This is a genomic window from Kribbella sp., assembly GCF_035687465.1.
Classification (GTDB): domain Bacteria; phylum Actinomycetota; class Actinomycetes; order Propionibacteriales; family Kribbellaceae; genus Kribbella.
On record NZ_DASRXP010000607.1, the window covers coordinates 1 to 18,640 of the forward strand.

18 protein-coding genes and 1 tRNA gene are annotated in these 18,640 nt (G+C 68.1%); 4 read left to right on the forward strand and 15 right to left on the reverse strand.

Annotation, left to right across the window (positions count from 1 at the left end):
• The 9 genes from VFG33_RS32095 to VFG33_RS32135 form a co-directional block, all read right to left on the reverse strand.
• On the reverse strand, positions 1-649 hold a 649-nt coding region (locus VFG33_RS32095; RefSeq protein WP_325056742.1), incomplete at its 3' end, for a Rho termination factor N-terminal domain-containing protein.
• 352 nt (positions 650-1,001) lie between these two features.
• A complete protein-coding gene (gene thrB, locus VFG33_RS32100; RefSeq protein WP_325056743.1) occupies positions 1,002-1,865 on the reverse strand; it encodes a homoserine kinase in 864 nt (287 codons plus the stop codon).
• 22 nt (positions 1,866-1,887) lie between these two features.
• The gene (gene thrC / locus VFG33_RS32105) at positions 1,888-2,964 is read right to left on the reverse strand and encodes a threonine synthase (protein ID WP_325056744.1); all 1,077 of its coding nucleotides are present in this window, start codon (positions 2,962-2,964) and stop codon (positions 1,888-1,890) included.
• 3 nt (positions 2,965-2,967) lie between these two features.
• Positions 2,968-4,257 carry a homoserine dehydrogenase gene (locus VFG33_RS32110; protein ID WP_325056745.1) on the reverse strand — a complete coding sequence of 430 codons (1,290 nt, stop codon included), beginning with the start codon at positions 4,255-4,257 and terminating at the stop codon, positions 2,968-2,970.
• On the reverse strand, positions 4,254-5,657 hold the full coding sequence (gene lysA / locus VFG33_RS32115; RefSeq protein WP_325056746.1) for a diaminopimelate decarboxylase: 1,404 nt from the start codon (positions 5,655-5,657) through the stop codon (positions 4,254-4,256). Before lysA ends, VFG33_RS32110 begins: the two co-directional genes overlap by 4 nt.
• Positions 5,654-7,315, reverse strand: coding sequence for an arginine--tRNA ligase (gene argS, locus VFG33_RS32120; RefSeq protein ID WP_325056747.1), 1,662 nt, complete (start codon positions 7,313-7,315; stop codon positions 5,654-5,656). The genes lysA and argS overlap by 4 nt, the downstream gene beginning before the upstream one ends.
• 63 nt (positions 7,316-7,378) lie before the next feature.
• Positions 7,379-7,513 carry a hypothetical protein gene (locus tag VFG33_RS32125; RefSeq protein ID WP_325056748.1) on the reverse strand — a complete coding sequence of 45 codons (135 nt, stop codon included), beginning with the start codon at positions 7,511-7,513 and terminating at the stop codon, positions 7,379-7,381.
• Positions 7,514-7,629: 116 nt separating this feature from the next.
• On the reverse strand, positions 7,630-8,127 hold the full coding sequence (locus VFG33_RS32130) for a hypothetical protein (RefSeq protein ID WP_325056749.1): 498 nt from the start codon (positions 8,125-8,127) through the stop codon (positions 7,630-7,632).
• 42 nt (positions 8,128-8,169) lie between these two features.
• A complete protein-coding gene (locus tag VFG33_RS32135; RefSeq protein ID WP_325056750.1) occupies positions 8,170-8,355 on the reverse strand; it encodes a PspC domain-containing protein in 186 nt (61 codons plus the stop codon).
• Positions 8,356-8,510: 155 nt separating this feature from the next.
• Between VFG33_RS32135 and VFG33_RS32140 the strand changes: the two genes are divergently transcribed.
• Positions 8,511-8,582: transfer RNA gene (locus tag VFG33_RS32140), tRNA-Arg, on the forward strand.
• A gap of 53 nt (positions 8,583-8,635) precedes the next feature.
• On the opposite strand, the gene VFG33_RS32145 is transcribed toward VFG33_RS32140, so the two are convergent.
• Together VFG33_RS32145 and VFG33_RS32150 are read right to left on the reverse strand one after the other, a co-directional pair.
• Complete coding sequence (locus VFG33_RS32145; RefSeq protein WP_325056751.1) at positions 8,636-9,469, reverse strand: hypothetical protein; 834 nt, start codon at positions 9,467-9,469, stop codon at positions 8,636-8,638.
• A 64-nt stretch (positions 9,470-9,533) separates the two neighbouring features.
• Positions 9,534-10,472, reverse strand: coding sequence for an AraC family transcriptional regulator (locus VFG33_RS32150; RefSeq protein WP_325056752.1), 939 nt, complete (start codon positions 10,470-10,472; stop codon positions 9,534-9,536).
• Positions 10,473-10,526: 54 nt separating this feature from the next.
• On the opposite strand from VFG33_RS32150, the gene VFG33_RS32155 reads away from it, so the two are divergent.
• Positions 10,527-11,546 (forward strand): aldo/keto reductase, encoded by a 1,020-nt coding sequence (locus tag VFG33_RS32155; protein ID WP_325056753.1) that lies wholly within the window; start codon positions 10,527-10,529, stop codon positions 11,544-11,546.
• Positions 11,547-11,606: 60 nt separating this feature from the next.
• On the opposite strand, the gene VFG33_RS32160 is transcribed toward VFG33_RS32155, so the two are convergent.
• Positions 11,607-12,833, reverse strand: a complete 1,227-nt coding sequence (locus tag VFG33_RS32160) for an RNA polymerase sigma factor (RefSeq protein ID WP_325056754.1) — start codon at positions 12,831-12,833, stop codon at positions 11,607-11,609.
• Positions 12,821-13,144 carry a YciI family protein gene (locus VFG33_RS32165; protein WP_325056755.1) on the reverse strand — a complete coding sequence of 108 codons (324 nt, stop codon included), beginning with the start codon at positions 13,142-13,144 and terminating at the stop codon, positions 12,821-12,823. The genes VFG33_RS32160 and VFG33_RS32165 overlap by 13 nt, the downstream gene beginning before the upstream one ends.
• A gap of 134 nt (positions 13,145-13,278) precedes the next feature.
• Here VFG33_RS32165 and zwf point away from each other — a divergent pair, with 134 nt between their 5' ends.
• Entirely contained in the window at positions 13,279-14,778 is a 1,500-nt protein-coding gene (gene zwf, locus VFG33_RS32170; RefSeq protein ID WP_325056756.1) for a glucose-6-phosphate dehydrogenase, read from the forward strand.
• 2 nt (positions 14,779-14,780) lie between these two features.
• Here the strand turns inward: zwf and VFG33_RS32175 are convergent, their stop codons facing one another.
• Positions 14,781-15,395 (reverse strand): TetR/AcrR family transcriptional regulator, encoded by a 615-nt coding sequence (locus VFG33_RS32175; protein WP_325056757.1) that lies wholly within the window; start codon positions 15,393-15,395, stop codon positions 14,781-14,783.
• A gap of 110 nt (positions 15,396-15,505) precedes the next feature.
• Here VFG33_RS32175 and VFG33_RS32180 point away from each other — a divergent pair, with 110 nt between their 5' ends.
• Positions 15,506-16,255: an SDR family NAD(P)-dependent oxidoreductase gene (locus VFG33_RS32180; RefSeq protein WP_325056758.1), complete on the forward strand. Its 750-nt coding sequence runs from the start codon at positions 15,506-15,508 to the stop codon at positions 16,253-16,255.
• Between the two features lie 30 nt (positions 16,256-16,285).
• On the opposite strand, the gene VFG33_RS32185 is transcribed toward VFG33_RS32180, so the two are convergent.
• A complete protein-coding gene (locus tag VFG33_RS32185; protein ID WP_325056759.1) occupies positions 16,286-17,158 on the reverse strand; it encodes an LLM class F420-dependent oxidoreductase in 873 nt (290 codons plus the stop codon).
• Positions 17,159-18,640: the final 1,482 nt, after the last annotated feature.

An 18,640-nucleotide genomic window follows, 5' to 3' on the forward strand; every position in this document is an offset into this window, starting at 1 on the left:
CACGGTTGTCGCGGTTCTGCTCGCGGTTCGGCCCCTCACGGGAGCCTTCGCGGTTCTCGGTGCGCTGGTTGTCCCGGGCGCGGTTGCGGTCCCGGTTGCCCTCGCCACGGTTGCCGCGGTCGTCGCTGCGGTCCTCGGACCGGTTGTCCTGCTCGGACCGGTTGTCCTGCTCAGGGGCCTGCGTCACGTCTGCGTGAGCCGCACCGTTCTGAGCCGCGTGGCTGTCGGCCGCGCCGTTCTGGGCGACCTGCACGGCCGCGGGGGGCGTCGACTGGGTGTCGACGACTGGCGCGCTGCTCTCTTCGGCAGCGCCGTTCTGCCCGGCGGCAGCACGCGTCCGGCGACTGCCGGTCCGCTGCGGTGCCTCCGTGGCCGGAGCGGCAGCCTTCGCGGCCGCCGGCTCCACGGCCGCCTCGTCCAGGGTCGGCTGGCTCGCCCGGGAACGGGAACCGCCCGCCGAGCCACCACCCGTCTGGGCAGCCTTGATCGCCTCGATCAGCTGGCCCTTGCGCAGTGCGCCGGTGCCCTTGATGCCGAGCGTCCCGGCGAGCTGCTTGAGCTCGGGGAGCAGCATGCCTTCGAGGCCGCCACCAGCCTTGCGCCGACGCGTGGTGCCGGCTCCACTGGAGGCTTCAACAGTTTCTGTCACGTGAGGTCCTTCCCACACGGATGGACGATGTCCTCAGGTCATCGCCCGGAATCATCACCCACGACCGACGCAGACTCGATTGGACGGCGTGGTGACGTGGGTACAAGAGGCTCTCGCTGAAATCCGGTTTCCCCCCGGAAATCTCCGGCGCAGGCGGCGCAAGCTCATTCACTGGGAAGAAGGTCGCCACGTACACCTGGGTGCCGGGAGCACAGCCGGAATGCGGCGAGAGTTCGCCGATCACCTGGAGGGGATCGGGTGAGTCCGAGACTAGCACCACTGAGGGTCAGTCTGGTCACTCGAGGGGTATAACGCGTGTCCGAAATGAATAATTCCAGCTCCCCTGATCCGGCTAGCCCGCCTGTGCGGACCAGACCTGTACGCCGACTGGATCTATGCCCAACTCGTACCGCGTCCACCCGTCCGGCGCGGCGTCCGGAGAGGTCGCACCTGGGCTGCCCAACACCAGCACCGTGGGGCCTGCCCCACTGACCACAGCAGGCAGTCCGCTCCCCCGCAGTTTGTGCACCAGGGCGAGGCTCTCAGGCATCACCGGCTGCCTGTATTCCTGGTGCAGCAGGTCCTCTGTCGCCGTCAGCAGCAACTCGGGCCGGCTGGTGAGGGCAGCGACCAACAGAGCCGCCTTGCCTGCATTGGCCGCCGCATCAGCATGCGGTACTGCGCTCGGCAGCAACCCGCGAGCCTCTTTCGTCAGCACCCGCGTGTCCGGCACATAAGCGACTGCGGTCAACCCGTCCACCGGGTCCAGCCGGACCGCCCTGCCCTTGTCCGCTTCGGTCCACGCGATGGTGAATCCACCGAGCGCACTGGCCGCCACGTTGTCCGGGTGTCCCTCGAGCTCATGAGCCAGCGAGACCACGTGGTCCCGGTCGATCGGCGTACCGGCGAGTCCGTAGGCGGCCCCGAGTCCGCCGACGATGGCGGCCGAGGACGAACCGAGGCCGCGGCCGTGCGGGATCCGGTTCTCACAGCGCAGTGTGAAACCGGGCACAGCTGCACCGAGCGACTCCAGCCCGGCCCGGATCGCGCGGACCACCAGGTGTGACTCATCGGTCGGGACCTCGCCCGCGCCCGGACCGATCACCTCGATGGTGACGCCGGAACCACCCGGGGTGACGGTCAGTTCGTCGTACAGGGTGAGCGCGAGACCGAACGTGTCGAAGCCGGGCCCGAGGTTCGCACTGGTCGCCGGCACCCGCACCCGGACGGTGCCCAAGTCACACCAGCCCGGCTACGCGCGCCACCGCGTCCGTGTCCGCGGGTGTCACAGGTGTCTCGTGCGGCTTGGCGTGCGCCAGCGCGGTGTCGATGTCCTTGAGGCCGTGACCGGTGACGGTGATGACCACGGTCTGGCCGCCGTCGACGCGGCCCGCGGCCTTCAGGGCGAGTAGGCCGGCGACCCCCGCGGCGGACGCTGGTTCGACGAAAACGCCTTCCCTGGCAGCGAGTTCGCGCTGGGCGTCGAGGATCTGGTCGTCAGTGACAGCCTCGATCAGACCGCCCGACTCGTCCCGCGCGTCCTCGGCCAGCGTCCAGGACGCCGGGTTGCCGACCCGGATCGCGGTCGCCGCGGTCTCCGGCCTCTCCACGATCGCGCCCCGCACGATCGGCGCGGCGCCCTCGGCCTGGAAACCCCACATGCGCGGCGTCCGCGAGGCCAGCTTGTCCTTCTTGTACTCCTGGTAGCCCTTCCAGTACGCCGCGATGTTGCCCGCGTTGCCGACCGGGAGCACGTGCAGGTCCGGAGCATCGCCGAGCGCGTCGCACACCTCGAAGGCGGCGGTCTTCTGGCCTTCCAGCCGGACCGGGTTCACGGAGTTCACCAGCGCGACCGGGTAGTGCTTGCCCAGCTCACGCACGATCCGCAGACAGTCGTCGAAGCCGCCGTCGATCGTGACCAGCTGCGCACCATGCACGATCGCCTGCGCCAGCTTGCCCTTCGCGATCCGCCCGGCCGGGATCAGTACAAGCGGCAACAGCCCAGCCCGTACTGCGTACGCGGCCGCCGAGGCGGAGGTGTTCCCGGTCGAGGCACAGACGACGGCCTTGTCCCCCGCCTGCGCGGCCAGGGAGATCGCCACGGTCATGCCGCGGTCCTTGAACGAGCCGGTCGGGTTGTTGCCCTCGACCTTGAGCCAGACCTCGCACTTCGTCTGCTCGGACAGCCACTGCGCGGCCACCAGCGGCGTACCGCCCTCGCCAAGCGTGACCACGGGAGTGTCCGCCGAAACTGGCAGCCGGTCCCGGTATTCCTCGATCACGCCTCGCCATTGATGAGGTCGCTGCTGGGGCATCGTTCAGTCTCCTTCTACCCGCATGACACTGCTGACTTCGCGGACGATGTCCATGGTGCGCAGGGATTCCACGGTCGCGGACAACGCCGCGTCGGTGGCGGTGTGGGTGACCACCACGAGCTGCGCGTCACTACCCCGGCCCTCCTGGCGGACGGTCTGGATGGACACGCCGTGCTCGGAGAACGCCAGCGCCACCGCCGCCAGTACACCGGCTTTGTCGGCCACGTCGAGCGACACGTGGTAGCGGGTCATCGCGTCGCCCATCGGCCGCACGGCCCGCTGGGTGTACGACGACTCGCCGACCCCCGGCACGCCCTTGAGCCGGTTGCGCGCGGCGGACACCAGATCCCCGAGGACAGCACTGGCCGTCGGGGCGCCGCCGGCACCACGACCATAGAACATCAGCTGACCGGCCGCTTTGGATTCCACGAAGACGGCGTTGTAGGCGTCCCGGACCGAGGCCAGCGGATGGGTCAGCGGGATCATCGCCGGATAGACCCGCGCGCTGACCGAGTCGGTCGCCTCGTCCAGCTCGCAGATCGCCAGCGACTTCACCACGCAGCCCATCTCACGGGCCGAGGCGATGTCCGTGGCGGACACCTCGGTGATGCCCTCGCGATGCACATCGGCGATGGAAACCCTGGTGTGGAAGGCCAAACTCGCCAGCAGGGCCGCCTTGGCGGCCGCGTCGAAACCCTCGATGTCGGCGGTCGGATCAGCCTCCGCGTAGCCGAGGGCCTGGGCCTCCTCGAGCGCCTCGTCGAACCCGGCGCCGGTCGAGTCCATCTTGTCCAGGATGAAGTTCGTGGTGCCGTTGACGATGCCCATCACCCGGGTCACGTCGTCACCGGCCAGCGACTCGCGCAGCGGCCGCAGGATCGGGATCGCCCCGGCGACGGCGGCCTCGAAGTACAGGTCGCGCTCGTACTTCTCGGCGGCAGCGAACAGCGTCGGGCCGTCCTCGGCGAGCAGGGCCTTGTTCGCCGTGACCACCGAGGCGCCGTTCTCGAGGGCGGTCAGGATCAGGCTGCGGGCGGGCTCGATCCCGCCGATCACCTCGATCACCAGGTCCAGGTCACCGCGGGCGACCAGTGCCTGGGCGTCGGTGGTGATGAGGGCGGGGTCGACGGCGATGTCCCGCTCGCGGCCGGCCCGGCGTACGGCGATGCCGGCGATCTCCAGCGGGGCGCCCACCCGGGCGGCGAGGTGCTCGGCCTGCTCGGTGAGGATCCGGACCACCTCGGTGCCGACCACGCCACAGCCCAGTAGCGCGACCTTCAATGGTTTGTTCATTCGGCCCCCATGTCCAAGCTCAGCAGGTCGTCCTCTGTCTCACGACGGATGACGACGCGGGTCCGGCCGTCCTTCACCGCGATCACCGGCGGCCGCGGCACGTGGTTGTAGTTACTCGCCATCGAACGGCAGTAGGCGCCGGTGCCCGGAACGGCGATCAGGTCGCCGGGGGTGACGTCGGCCGGCACGAACTCGTCCTTCACGACGATGTCGCCGGACTCGCAGTGCTTACCGACCACCCGAGCCAGCGTGGGATCGGACTCGGAGTACCGGTTCGCGAGCGTGCAGGAGTAGTCAGCGTCGTACAGGGCGGTGCGGATGTTGTCGCTCATCCCGCCGTCGATGGAGACGTAGGTGCGCGAGGCGCCCGCGTCGAACTGGACCTCCTTGACCGTGCCGACCGTGTAGACGGTGCAGACGGCCGGTCCGACGATCGCCCGGCCCGGCTCGATCGACACCTTGGGCACGTCGACCTCGAACGCCCGGCACTCGTGCTCGACGATCTTGCCCATCTCGGTGGCGAGCTGCGCCGGATCGGACGGGTCGTCCTGGGTGGTGTAGGCGATGCCGAAACCTCCACCGAGGTCCAGCTCCGGCATGTCCACCCCGAGCTCGTCGGAAACCCTTGCGTGCAAGGCGATCACGCGCTTGGCGGCCACCTCGAACCCGGACGAGTCGAAGATCTGCGAACCGATGTGCGAGTGCAGTCCGAGCAGTTCGAGCTCGGAGACTTCGTTGACCCGGGCAACAGCTTCCCACGCCGCGCCGGAGCTGATCGAGAAGCCGAACTTCTGGTCCTCGTGCGCGGTCGCGATGTACTCGTGCGTGTGTGCCTCGACGCCGGTGGTGACCCGGATCATCACCGGGGCGACGACGTTCCGCTCGGCGGCCAGCTCGACCAGCCGGGAGATCTCGTCGTGGGAGTCCACGATGATCCGGCCGATCCCGGCGTCGAGCGCGCGCGCCAGCTCCTGCACGGACTTGTTGTTGCCATGGAACGCCAGCCGCTTGGGGTCGGCGCCGGCGCGGAGGGCGACCGCGAGCTCCCCTCCTGAACAGATGTCGAGGTTGAGTCCCTCCTCCATCACCCAGCGGACCACCGTCGTACAGAGGAAGGCCTTGCCGGCGTAGTACACGTCGAAGTCCTTGAAACCGCGCTTGAAAGCGCGCGCCCGGGCCCGGAAGTCGTCCTCGTCCAGCACGTACGCCGGGCTGCCGTACTCCGCCACCAGCTCCCGTACGTCGACGCCGCCGACCTCGAGGGCTCCTTCACCGTTCTTCTTGGCGGTGAACGACCACAGCGAGGGAACCAGGTCGTTGGCATCACGGGGTGCTCGCAGCCACGGCGGCGCCTTGTGCCCGATGTCGGCGTGCAGAGTGCCCGCCTCGTGCGCCCTCACATCCGCTCCGGTGCGGAGACGCCGAGCAGGTCCAGCCCGTTGGCGAGCACGGTCCGGGTGGCGCCGACCAGGGTCAGGCGGGCCTTGTGCACCGGCTCGACCTCCTCGTCGCCGCGCGGAAGCACCCGGCAGCTGTCGTAGAACTTGTGGAACGCCGAGGCGGTGTCCTCCAGGTAGCGGGCGACCCGGTGCGGCTCCCGCAACTCGGCCGCGGTGGCGACCACCCGGGGGAAGTCGGCCAGCGCCCGGAGCAGGTCGCCTTCGCGTTCGTGGCTGAGCAGTCCGGGGTCGAACTCGTCCAGCTTGATGCCGAGGTCGTCCGCGTTGCGCAGGATCGAGGCGAGCCGGGCGTGCGCGTACTGCACGTAGTACACCGGGTTCTCGCTGACCTGCCGGGTCATCTCCTCGATGTCCAGCGTCAGCGGGGAGTCGACCGGGTAGCGGCACAGCGTGTACCGCAGCGGGTCGACGCCGCTCTCCTCGACCAGCTCGGCCAGGGTGACGATGGTGCCGGCCCGCTTGGACAGCTTCATCTCCTCGCCGTTCTTGAGGATCTTCACCAGCTGGCCGATCAGGATCTCGATGTTGTGCTCGGGGTCGTCCCCGGCGCAGGCCGCGATCGCCTTGAGCCGGTTCACGTAGCCGTGGTGGTCCGCGCCGAGCAGATAGATACAGACCTCGAAGCCGCGATCGCGCTTGTTCACGTAGTACGCGGCGTCGGAGGCGAAGTACGTCGGCTCGCCGTTGGACCGGATCAGCACCCGGTCCTTGTCGTCGGTGAAGTCGGTGGTGCGCATCCAGAGCGCGTCGTCGGCCTCGTACAGGTGGCCCTGCTCGCGCAGCTTCTCGATCGCGTGACCGACGCCGTCCTGCTCGTGCAGGCTGCGCTCGGACGTCCAGACGTCGAAGTTGGTCCGGAAGTGCTCGAGCTGGCTCTGCTGCTCCTTGAGCTGCCGCTCGTACCCGGCCTCGCGGAAGGCCACGCTCTGCTCGGCGTCCGGCAGCATCATGATGGACGGGATGTCGGCGACGATCTGCGCGGCCAGGTCGTTGATGTACTCGCCGTGGTAGCCGTCCTCGGGGATCGGCTGGCCGTGCGCAGCCGCCTTCAGCGAGGCGCCGAACTTGTCCATCTGGGCACCGCGGTCGTTCACGTAGAACTCCCGGGTCACCACCGCGCCGGCCTTGGCCAGCACCCGGGCCAGCGCGTCGCCGACGGCGGCCCAGCGGGTGTGCCCGAGGTGCAGCGGACCGGTCGGGTTGGCCGAGATGAACTCGAGGTTGATCGCCTGTCCCTTGAGCGAGTCACTACCCCCGTACTCCGCTCCGGCGTCCAGGATCGCCGCGGCAATCTTGCCCTGGGCATCGGCCGCCACCCGGATGTTGATGAACCCCGGGCCGGCGATCTCCACGGCCGTAACGGCCTCGTCGTCCTGCAACTTGGCGGCGAGCAACTCCGCGAGCTGGCGCGGATTCCCCAGGCTCGACCGCTTCCCGAGCTGCATGGCGACGTTGGTCGCGTAGTCCCCGTGCTCGGGGTTCTTGGGCCGCTCGACCTTCAGCTCACGCGGCAACCCGCCCTCGACGGCAATGGTCCCGTCATCGACGAGCGCAGCCAGGGCCTGCAAGATCTTCTCAGCGAGCTGTTCCGGAGTCACCGACCCAGCCTAATGGTCACCACCCCACCCCCTTGACCCACCATCCACAGCCCGGTACGACGATCACTCGTCGAACTCCACCACCCGGGGCTGGCCGGTCCGCGGCGGGATGTCCAGATCGACTCCACCGAGTTCGGCGGCACTCTCGCGCAACCTCGCCAGGATGTCCTCGGGCTCGTCTTCGGCCCCGACCGCCATCCGCCACCTCCACTGCTGTCAGTGCTATCAACGCTATCGTTTCTGGCAGCCGCTCACGGGGCGGTCAGGTAGGCCCGCCGTACAACGCGCTGCCAGCATCCTGCCACTTTCCGTGGTCAGTGCGTGGCTGATACCTGGATGACGCTTTCGCGGGGGAGTTTGGTGTCCCAGGGAGCGAGTTTGCCGTTGACCAGGACTGTGAGGGTGGAGCAGGCGTCGCCGAGGCATTTGGCGTCGTACCGGACGCCCCAGAGTTCGAAGAACTGTTCGAGGGTGGGGCGTTCTGCCTTTGTTTTGGCCTCGACGTACAGGAGGCCGTCGGCCGTGTGGGTGTGGACCGCGGCCTGCTCGGCGCGGACCCGGTCCACGCCGATGCCAGCCGGGATCTGTACTGCGCTCCCGTCGACCGTGACCGACAGCTTCACCGTGTACGGCATCGGCCCGCTGAAATCGAGGGGCAACCGCTCGAAGCCCGCCTTCTCGATGTACGAGACGGCGTCGCGCGGCGCGTCCCACGGCGGTGGCCCGGACCGGATCTCCGCGGGTCCGGGCGGCGCCGGGCCGACCTGGCAGCCGCTCACCACGGGGAGCAGGCAGACCAGGGCGACCGTCATCGCACTCACCCCGCGCCGCTTCACAGGGAGCAGGGTTTCACGTCAGTCCTCGGACGGCATCAGCACCCAGAGCACGATGTAGATCAGGAACTGCGGGCCGGGCAGGATGCAGCTGATCACGAAGATCAGCCGCATCGTGTTCGGAGAGATGCCGAACCGACGCGCCAGGCCGGCACACACCCCGCCGATCCAGCGACCGTGGGACGGACGGACCAAGGTGGTAGCCATCAGGTCTGATTTCCTTTCAGCGTTGGACTCACTTCCACTATGACGTCGTCCACCCACCTGACGATCCCGACGCGCACGGGAACCGGGGGCTGTTCAGGGTCTCCCCCAATTCGGGCCCTTACCGCATTCCCTGGTACTGTTTCGCTCGTTCCTGAGCCCCCGTAGCTCAGGGGATAGAGCACCGCCCTCCGGAGGCGGGTGCGCAGGTTCGAATCCTGCCGGGGGCGCACGATGACAAAGCCGGTGACCAAGCTGGTCACGGGCTTTTGTGCGGCTGGGCTCAGCGCTGGAAGCGGTAGGTCTTGCTGTCGAGGGCGATGCAGGCGCCCGGGGACAGCACGATGACGCGGAGGGTGCCGTCCGGCTCGTAGTAGTCGATGCCTTCGACCTCGAAGTCGCCGGTGCAGCCGCTCTGCAGCGGTAGTTGGCCGAGTGACGTGACCGTTCCGGTGACATCGGCGCTACCGACCGGCCCGGACAGATCCACCTGCAGCAGTAGCTTCGTAGTACCGAACAGGGTTCCGGCGGGGTCGTCGGAGGCGCAGAGCAGTTGTGTCGCGGTGACGAAGTCGCAGCCCTGGATGTCGCGGACCTGGTGGTTCAGCCGGATCGCCGAGGCGTACGGCAGGTTCTGCGCCGGGTTGGTGGCGGCGACGCCGGGCATCGGCATCACCAGCAGCCGGTCCATCGTTCCCCACTCGCCGCTCACCATCCAGCGCAGATCGGGCGACACCGCGGCGAAGCTGTTGTTGTTGGCCTCCCAGGACTCCAGTGCGTGCTTGTAGTTGGCCCACTTGCCGTCCGGCGCCTGCACCCGGAACAGCTTCGCGCCCCGGTCGTCACGCTGATAGGGCTCCACGTACCAGCCACCGGCGGCACCTGGATCGCCGACGTGGTTCCAGCCACCGAGCAACAGGTCGAGAGGAACGGTCGCGGTGCCGGTGTAGCGGTACGCCGTACTGCCACCCCGAGTCACCGTGGCCAGTCCTTGGCCTTCGTCGAGCGGCCGGGCGTTGTCGGATCCGACGATCCTCCAACCGGTGACAGCTTGGGCCTGAAGCGGAATGAGCAGGGCGGTCAGCGCCGCCGCGAAGATGATCCCCAGTTTGCGCATTCACCGGTTGTAGCACCTCAGAGACGCTCTGCCACCGTCTGAGAGATGAAATTTCCGTGCTCGCTCAGGGAAGAGTTCGGTCTTCCCCCGGGGTTCGGCCAAAAGCTTGGTGGTAGGTGCGGGTGAAGTGAGCGGGGCTCGTATAGCCAACCTGGTAAGCGACTTCGGCCGCCGTGAGAGCTTGGGTCCGGAGCAGGATCCTGGCTTCTTGCATGCGGATCTGCTTCTGGAACTGGATCGGCGTCATCGAGGTCGCGGCCCGGAAGTGCCGGTGGAAGGTCGAGGAGCTCATGCCGGCCAGCTCGGCCAGGTCTGCCACCAGGAGCGGCTCGCTGTGATGGCGGCGGATCCAGCGGATCGCGCGCGAGATGTGAGCGAGCATGCCGTCGGCCAGCCCGATCTGGCGGACCAGTGCGCCCTGTTCACCGGTGAGCAAACGCCACAGGATCTCGCGCCGGATCCCTGCCGCCAGCACCCGGACATCCTCGGGCCGGTCGACGATCCGCAGCAGCCGGACGACGGGATCCAGCAACTCGGGTGTCGCGTCGCTGACCACCAAACCGCCGTACTGCGGTGGCCGGGCCGGCGTCTCGAGCAGCAGCGGCGCGATCTCCATCGGGTCGAGCCGGATGCTGACCACGACGAACGGCTCGTCCGGACTCGCCTTCAGTGCCTGGCCGATCACCGGCAGGTCCAACGAGGTGACCAGGAACTGCCCGGCCCGATATTCGTAGCCGACACCGTTGAGGAAGGTCTGCTTGATGCCCGAGGCAACGATCGTGACCGATGGCTGCAGCACTCCGGCAGTCGGGCCCGACGGTTCTTCGACCCGGCTGACCTGGACGCCGTCGATCAGCCGCCGGCTGGGGCCGCGCTGCCCGACGGCGTGCCGGGTGATCAGCGTCCGAAGCTCGTCGAGCAGATCCACTCCCCCAGTGTCGCCCACGGGGTCAACCCACCAGGTCGGCAGGATCGCGCAAGCCGGCGCCAGCTTCAGGCTCACGCTCCGGTGCCCGGCGGTGCTGTGATCGAAGGACCAACAGAAAGGCACCATCTCATGCACCGCAGAATTCTGGGCGCCACCGGCATCTCGGTCAGTGACATCGCCCTCGGCGCGATGATGTTCGGCGCGATGGGCAACCCGGACCACGAGGACTCCGTCCGGATCATCCATCGCGCCCTCGACGCCGGCATCAACCTGATCGACACCGCCGACGTCTACTCGGCCGGCGAGTCCGAGGAGATCGTCGGTACTGCGATCAAGGCGCGCCGCGACGACGTCGTACTGGCGAGCAAGTTCGGCCTGCCGATGGGTGAGGACCCCAACCAGCGCGGCGCCTCCCGCCGGTGGATCACCCGATCCGTGGAGAACAGCCTGCGCCGGCTCGGCACCGACCACCTCGACCTCTACCAACTGCACCGACCGGACCACGAGACCGAGGTCGGCGAGACGTTGTCCGCGCTGTCCGACCTCGTCCAGGCAGGGAAGATCCGGGCGTTCGGTTCGTCGATGTTCCCGGCGGAGACCATCGTCGAAGCGCAGTGGGCCGCCGAGCGCCGGAGTACGCATCGATTCCTGACCGAGCAGTGCATGTACTCGATCCTGACCCGCCGCCCCGAAGCATCCGTCTTCCCGGTGGCCCAGCGGTACGACCTCGGCGTTCTCACCTTCAGCCCGCTGAACAGCGGCTGGTTGTCCGGCCGGGCGAACCTGGCGTCATCTCACCGAGCGTCGACCAGGCCGTCCAGCTATGACATCTCCAGCCCGACCGGCCAGGCCAAGGCCGCGGCGGTCGGGAAGCTCACCGCGCTCGCCGACGAGGCCGGGATGACGCTGCCGCAACTGGCCATCGCGTTCGTCCGGGCGCATCCGGCGGTGACGTCGGTCCTGATCGGCCCGCGCACCCAGGAGCAACTTGACAGCCTGTTGCCCGCTGCCGAGCTCGACCTGACCGCCGACATCCTCGACCGGATCGACGAGATCGTCCCACCCGGCACCGAACTGGACCCGGCCGACAACTACGAGGCCACCCCACCGGCGATCGAACACGCCCAGCTCCGCCGCCGCCTGCTTTGAGTCAGCAAGCCCGTCGCCCACCGAGGAACGGCCGCTGTTTGAGTCGTTAGCCGAGAGCGATCAGGAAACTTCTTCGAGGCGACGGCGCAGGAAGCGTCGCTCGGCATCTGTACTTGCGAGCTGAATCGCTTCCCGGTAGGCCTGCGCCGCTTCGGCCGATCGACCGAGCCTGCGGAGGAAGTCGGCTCTCGTTGCCGGCAGCAAGTGGTAGCCGGCCAGTGGGCCGGTCGCCAGGTCGTCAAGGACCCTCAGGCCGACCTCGGGGCCGTCAGCCATACCGATCGCCACGGCCTGGTTCAGGGCGACCACTGGGGTGGGCTGGAAACGGGCGAGCTGCCGGTAGAGGCCCGCGATCTGCACCCAGTCGGTGTCCTCGGCGCGGGCTGCCGTGGCATGACAGGCCGCGATCGCGGCCTGCACCTGATACGGCCCGGGCCTCCCCCGCTGCAAAGTGGCGTCCAGCAGAACGGTGCCCTCGGCAACTTGCTCTCTGTCCCAGCGGCTCCGGTCCTGGTCCTCGAGCGTGACCAGTTCGCCGTCGTCCGTGGTCCGCGAGTCCCGCCGGGCATCGTGGAACAACATCAGCGCAAGCAGTCCGCCGGCCTCGGGTTCGTCGGGCATCAGGTGAACAAGCAGCCGCGCCAGCCGAATCGCCTCACCGCTGAGCCCACTGCGAATCAGGTCGGCTCCAGCCGTGGCGGAGTACCCCTCGTTGAACAACAGATAGAGCACAGCCAGTACTGCGGGCGTCCGCTCCGGCAGCAGGTGAGCCGGCGGCACCCGGTACGGAATGCCCGCGTGCATGATCTTCTGCTTGGCCCTGGTCAGCCGCTTCGACATCGTCGGCTCGGTCACCAGGAACGCCCGGGCGATCTCGGCCGTGCTCAACCCGGCCAGCGTGCGCAACGTCAACGCCACCCGCACCTCCATCGCCAGCGCCGGGTGGCAGCAGGTGAACATCAACCGCAGCCGATCATCCGGTACGCCGCCGTCGTCGCCGACTGGTTCCGCTTCGTCCGTCATGGCCGCCACCTCCCGCAGTTTGGCCGCGCCGACCGCCTCGCGGCGCAGCCAGTCGATCGCACGATTGCGCGCGGTGGTGGTCAGCCAGGCGCCGGGCTTATCCGGTACGCCGTCCTGCGGCCAGCGCTGCAACGCCAGCGCGAACGCGTCCTGGGCGCACTCCTCGGCGACCTCCCAGTCACCGGTCAGCCGGATCAGGGTCGCCACCAGTTGACCCCACTCCTCCCGGAATGCTTTGGCGACCTGGTCGGCTACGGCTGCCACAGCGGACGGATCTCGATCGTCCCGTACGCCGCCGCGGGGTGTTTCGCCGCGATCTCGATCGCCTCGTCCAGGTCCGCGCAGTCGATCAGGACGAACCCGCCGATCTGCTCCTTGGTCTCCGCGAACGGCCCGTCGGTGAGCAGCAGGTTGTCGTCCCGCACCCGCACCGTGGTCGCCTCGTGCGGCGGCTGCAAACCCGCTCCGCCCTGGATCACGCCCCGGGCCGTCATCTCCTCGGACCACCCGTCACACCCGGCATCGGCGTACTCCGCGGCCGTCTCGTCCCCACAGATCATCAACAGGTACTTCACAGGCTCCTCCTCGACACGCTTCTGCCCCACCGACGAACGACTCCGCCCGAAACAGACACTCCCACCGTAGAAGTTCGCCGCCTGCCTACACTGAGTTGCCGTGATCGCGGCTGTCTTTCGTGGGAGGACCGAGCATGCCTGACCGTACCCAGACGATCGCCTACCCCGCTCCCGGCGCGCGACCGTCGCGGCGGGACCTGGAACCGCTCGCGCCGCACGTGATCGTGCTGTTCGGGGCGACCGGTGATCTGGCCAAACGGAAGCTCCTGCCCGGTCTGGCGTATCTGCAGCAGTCGAGGTTCGCGCCCGACGTACGGATCGTCGGTACTGCGACGGAGGAACTCAGCACCGAGGACTTCCGGGCCCGGGCGAGGACCGCGATCGACACCTACGGCACGCACAAGATCACCGACGAGGAGTGGACGCAGTTCGCCGACCGGCTCGAGTACGTGTCCAGCACCGCCGGGCCGGCCGCACTCGCCGAGGTGGTGAAGAACGCGGAGTCGCTGCTCGGTCCCGACGTGCAGCGGTTGCACTACCTGTCGGTGCCTCCGAAGGCGGCACGATCAGTGATCGCGATGCTGCGCGACGCCGGCCTGGTGGAGCGCTCCCGGGTGGTGATGGAGAAGCCGTTCGGCGACGACCTGGAGAGCGCGATCGAGCTGAACGACTTCGTGCACGAGACGTTCGACGAGGCGCAGATCTTCCGGATCGACCACTTCCTCGGCAAGGAGGCGGCGCAGAACATCCTCGCCTTCCGGTTCGCGAACGGGCTGTTCGAGCCGATCTGGAACCGCAACTTCATCGACCACATCCAGATCGACATCCCGGAGTCGCTCGGGCTGGACCAGCGGGCCACCTTCTACGAACCCACCGGCGCCTTCAAGGACATGGTGGTCACGCACGTCCTGCAGGTGCTCGCGTTCGTCGCGATGGAACCACCGACCGCGCTGGAACCCCGGGCCATCTCGGAGGAGAAGAACAAGGTCTTCCGCTCGATGTTGCCGATCCAGCCCGAGGACGTGGTACGGGGCCAGTACGGCGGGTACCGCACCGAGGACGGGGTCGCACCGGACTCGGACACCGAGACGTTCATCGCGATGAAGGTCGGGATCGACAACTGGCGCTGGGCCGGCGTGCCGTTCTACCTGCGCACCGGCAAGCGGATGGCCGAGGGGATGCGGATCATCTCGATCGCCTTCAAGGAAGCGCCGAAGACGATGTTCCCGGCGGGATCCGGAGTCGGGTCGCAGGGCCCGGACCACCTGACGTTCGACCTGGCGGACTCGTCACGAGTTTCGCTGTCGTTCTACGGCAAGCGGCCCGGTCCGGGGATGCGGCTGGAGAAGCTGTCGATGCAGTTCTCCACGCAGGAGACGGAGTCGGCCGGTGACGTGCTGGAGGCGTACGAGCGGCTGATCCTGGACGCGATGCGCGGCGACCACACCCTCTTCACCACAGCCGAAGGCATCGAGTCCCTCTGGGAGAACTCCACCCTGCTCCTGGAGGACCCGCCACCGGTCAAGCCGTACGCGCCGGGCACCTGGGGACCCAACGCGATCCACCAACTGATCGCCCCCCGCGCCTGGCGCCTCCCGTTCGAACGCGAGTGGCGGGAAGGAAAGCGTCCGTAGCCTCAGGCTGCTGAGACCCGTTGGCGCGGGCGGCGCATACCCTCGAGTGCTTCCGCCAGGGCAACCTCCAGGTAGCTGATCCGGTCGGTCGCCTGGAGCATGCCTGCGCCCCCCGTGACCGCGGTCAGCACCGAGGTGGCCGCCTTGTTCACGTCGACTCCCCCGTCGATCTCACCGGAGGCTTTCAGCGCCTGGACGCCTGACGCGAGATAGCCGTGCCAGTCGTCCAGCAGGTTCTTCACGATCTCCCGGGTCGCCGGATCGGCCATCCCGAGCTGCGCCGTCAACGCGGACAACGGACAGCTCTGCCGCTGCGCGTCGTAGATCTGGATCACCCGGCGCCGCCAGGCCTGCCACTTCCGCCAACTGGTCAGGTCACCCAGCATCGGCATCTGCTCGGCGATCACCTGCCCTGCCTCGTACTTCGCGACCGCCAGCATCAAGTCGGCCTTGCCATCCGGGAAGTAGTGGAACAGCTGGCTCTTGCTGGTCGAGGTGGCCGCACGGATGTCGTCCAGCCCGACCTTCGACACGCCCTGCTCGCGAATCAGCAGCGCGGCGCCCTCGACGATCCGTTGCCGGGTCGCCGCACCTTTGACCGTCAGCACTCGCTCCATACCCTGCAGCCTAGCGCTCCGGGATCATCGGCCTCCTGGACCGAGCGGTCCATTCTTAATGCTACTTTGGACTAGACAGTCCATTCTTCAAGCATCGAGGAGCAACAGCTATGCGGTTGGCGGGCAAGAAGGCTCTGGTCACCGGAGCCACCAGCAACATCGGCCGGGCGATCGCGGTCGGCTTCGCGGCACAGGGAGCTCAGGTCGTGGTCGCGGGGCGCAACAAGGAGCGCGGCGACGAGGTGGTGGCGGAGATCCGTGCCGCCGGCGGCCAGGCGGATTTCGTCGCGGTCGACCTGGACGGTTCCAAGGCCGCCGCGAACAACCTGGCCGAGGAAGCCACCCGCCTGCTCGGCGGACGGATCGACGTACTGGTGAACAACGCCGGCGCGATCGACGGCGGCCTGACGACGGAGACCGACGAGGAGACCTTCGACCAGGTGTACGCGGTGAACGTGAAGTCGCCGTACTTCCTGACCGCGGCGATCGCCCCGGCGATGGTGGCGGCCGGTGGCGGCGCGATCGTCAACCTCGGCTCGTGGGTGGCCCGGCTCGGGATCCCGATCGGCGCCGTGTACGCCGCGAGCAAGGGCGCACTCGAGACCCTGACGCGGGCGTGGGCGGCCGAGTTCGGCTCATCCGGAGTGCGGGTCAACGCCATCTCCCCCGGCGTAGTCCACACCGACCTGAACCATCCGGCCGCCGCGATGATGGCCGGCACGCCGTACGGCGCGATCGGCGCACCGGAAGCAGTCGCCCACGCAGCGGTCTACCTCGCGAGCGACGAGGCCGCATTCGTCCACGGCACCGTCCTCGACGTGGACGGCGGCCGCCTCGGAGCCGCCGTCATCGCCGGGTGACCATCATTGCCGGTTGAGTGGTCGGCGCCGTCAGAACTTCGCTGCGACGGGGATGACGTCGGCGCCGATCCGCTCCAGGACGTCGAGCTGCGGCATCCGGGGTGCGGCGCCGATGGCGACGGCGAAACCGAGGTTGTGCAGCCGGCCGAGTTCGTCGATCAGTTGCGCGGTCTTCTCGCCGTTCTCACCGGTGTCGAGGATCTGGTAGACGGTCTTGGTGATCTCGTCGTAGTCGCGGCCCTCTGTCTCGCAGTGCTGCTTGAGCACCTCGAGCTTGTGCTCGAGCTCAGGGGTGTTGAAGAGGTTGCAGGACTGCGCGTACTTCGCGACGAGGCGCAAGGTCTTCTTCTCACCACCACCGCCGACCATGATCGGCGGGTGCGGCTTGGACAGCACCTGCGGGACGTTCAGCAACCGCTCTGCCTGGTAGTGCTTGCCCTCGAACGGCCCGTCGTCATCGGACCACATCTGCAGCAGGTAGTTGATCGTCTCCTCGAGACGCTCGAACCGCTCGGTGACGGGCGGGAACGGGAAGCCGAGCCCGCGCGACTCGTCCTCGTTCCAGCCGGCGCCGATGCCGACGATCGCGCGCCCACCGGACAGCACGTCGAGCGTGGTCACCGCCTTGGCGAGCAGGCCGGGCTCGCGGTAGTGCACCCCGGTGACCAGGGTGAAGAGCTTCGCCCGCTCGGTGTGCGCGGCCAGGAAACCCAGGGTGGTGTAGGCCTCGAGCATGTCGTGATCCGCCGGACCGACCCCGCGGATCTGGAAGAAGTGATCCATCACCGCGAGGTAGCCGAAGCCGGCCTTGTCCGCCGTGCTCGCGACGGCCGCTAGTTCGGGCCCGAGCGCGGGCGCCCCGTTCGGCCAGGTGAAGTCAGGGATCTGCAAACCGATTTCCATCAGGTGTTCCTCCAGATCGTTTCGACCCAGACAACACGCTGACCCCCACCTTTTCAACTGAACAGTTAGTTTCGCCTCGATGACCGCCGGACAAGGAGTCGTGGAGCGGCCCTCGGTACAGACCACGAAACCGTAGGCCTCCCCGATGTCATGGCCGGACCCTACGAAACCGATGCCCACGGCAACAGCCCCGTTGGCGCCACCCCAGGACCGAACCTCGTGCTCGATAGGGCAGCACCCCGGCGCCTGATCAGCTGCTCGAGGTTTCGACGTACCCGCAAGCCGTCCACCCATCGGGTTCGTCGGACACCGCAGCTGGTAGTTGCTGCTGGCAGATGTACGGCTGGGTTCATATCGCAGGTCGGTCGACGACCGTGGTTGCGTCGCTGCATTGGTGATGTGGTTGCGACGGGTGCATTGGTGATGTGGTTGCCCGGGGCATTGGCAGTGTGGTTGCGCGGTCTCCGCTGCGGGAGTGTGCTAGCCGAGGTGCTGGGTATCAAGGGCGCTTCGCGGCCCTTCGGGCTCGAACAAGTTCGACCCTTGACACCCAGCACCTCGGCCAGGGAAGGACGCAGCTACGCGGATCCGCGCTGACGTGTGAGCTGCATCCAGGAGATTCCGTTCGCCCGGGTGGTTCGGTGTAGAAGCGGGGGGATAACTCCTTCTGGTGGGGTTCGCCCACTGTTCTGACAGTGGGCTAACCACCACACCGTGCGGTAACCACACCGAGCGGGGGGTGAGCCGACGCTCAATCGTGGGTTTCCGGGGGGCGGCCCCACCCGGACCTACAGAACTCGGCAGAACCCTGCCCAGTAACCGGTTTCCCGGGTGGGATCGGCGGGTTCTGTAGGTCTGGATGGGGCCGGGCGGTCGGCCTTGCGTCGAGCAGTGGCGCGGTTCCGCCGGCTGCCGGCTTGTGGGACCGATACCGGTCTACTGGGCGCTATCGGTCCAACAACCCGCTATCGGTAGGCCCGTCCGGTCGGATGCCGGCACGTTGGACCGATGCCGGTCTGTAGGGCGGCATCGGCCGGACAGCCGGCTATCGGCCGGGTGGTTCACCGGTTGGTCCGCCTGGTGGTGTGTTCGTTCCGCTAGGTGGTTCGGCAGGGGGTGCCCGGACGTCCAGCACTCAGTAACCTTCCCGCCAGGCACCGGAATCTCCCGGCCGGGCGTCGGCGCAGGCGTGGAGCCGCTCCGGCGGGGGCACCGGCGGGAGGTTGCTGAGTGGTGGAGGTCCGGGCCTTCGTCCTGCCGGCCGCATTCGCCCCGGTCGGCCCGAGGGATGCCGTCTGCCACCCCCAGCGGACTACCCGAGCGGCACCCCCCGACGCAATTCCCTGAATTGTGGCCGTACTTCTCAGCGGCTCCGGGCGTAGCTGCGTCCTTCCCTGGTCGCGGTGAGGTGTGTCAAGGGTCGAACTCGTTCGAGCCCGAAGGGCCGCGAAGCGCCCTTGACTCACCTCACCACGACTAGCA

What these genes read in the sequence shown, in the direction of transcription:
- thrC (WP_325056744.1), bottom strand. Translation starts at nt 2,964, where the DNA reads ATGCCCCAGCAGCGACCTCATCAATGGCGAGGCGTGATCGAGGAATAC.
- VFG33_RS32110 (WP_325056745.1), bottom strand. Translation starts at nt 4,257, where the DNA reads ATGAACAAACCATTGAAGGTCGCGCTACTGGGCTGTGGCGTGGTCGGC.
- VFG33_RS32125 (WP_325056748.1), bottom strand. Translation starts at nt 7,513, where the DNA reads ATGGCGGTCGGGGCCGAAGACGAGCCCGAGGACATCCTGGCGAGGTTG.
- VFG33_RS32130 (WP_325056749.1), bottom strand. Translation starts at nt 8,127, where the DNA reads ATGACGGTCGCCCTGGTCTGCCTGCTCCCCGTGGTGAGCGGCTGCCAG.
- VFG33_RS32135 (WP_325056750.1), bottom strand. Translation starts at nt 8,355, where the DNA reads ATGGCTACCACCTTGGTCCGTCCGTCCCACGGTCGCTGGATCGGCGGG.
- VFG33_RS32145 (WP_325056751.1), bottom strand. Translation starts at nt 9,469, where the DNA reads ATGCGCAAACTGGGGATCATCTTCGCGGCGGCGCTGACCGCCCTGCTC.
- VFG33_RS32155 (WP_325056753.1), top strand. Translation starts at nt 10,527, where the DNA reads ATGCACCGCAGAATTCTGGGCGCCACCGGCATCTCGGTCAGTGACATC.
- zwf (WP_325056756.1), top strand. Translation starts at nt 13,279, where the DNA reads ATGCCTGACCGTACCCAGACGATCGCCTACCCCGCTCCCGGCGCGCGA.
- VFG33_RS32175 (WP_325056757.1), bottom strand. Translation starts at nt 15,395, where the DNA reads ATGGAGCGAGTGCTGACGGTCAAAGGTGCGGCGACCCGGCAACGGATC.
- VFG33_RS32180 (WP_325056758.1), top strand. Translation starts at nt 15,506, where the DNA reads ATGCGGTTGGCGGGCAAGAAGGCTCTGGTCACCGGAGCCACCAGCAAC.
- VFG33_RS32185 (WP_325056759.1), bottom strand. Translation starts at nt 17,158, where the DNA reads ATGGAAATCGGTTTGCAGATCCCTGACTTCACCTGGCCGAACGGGGCG.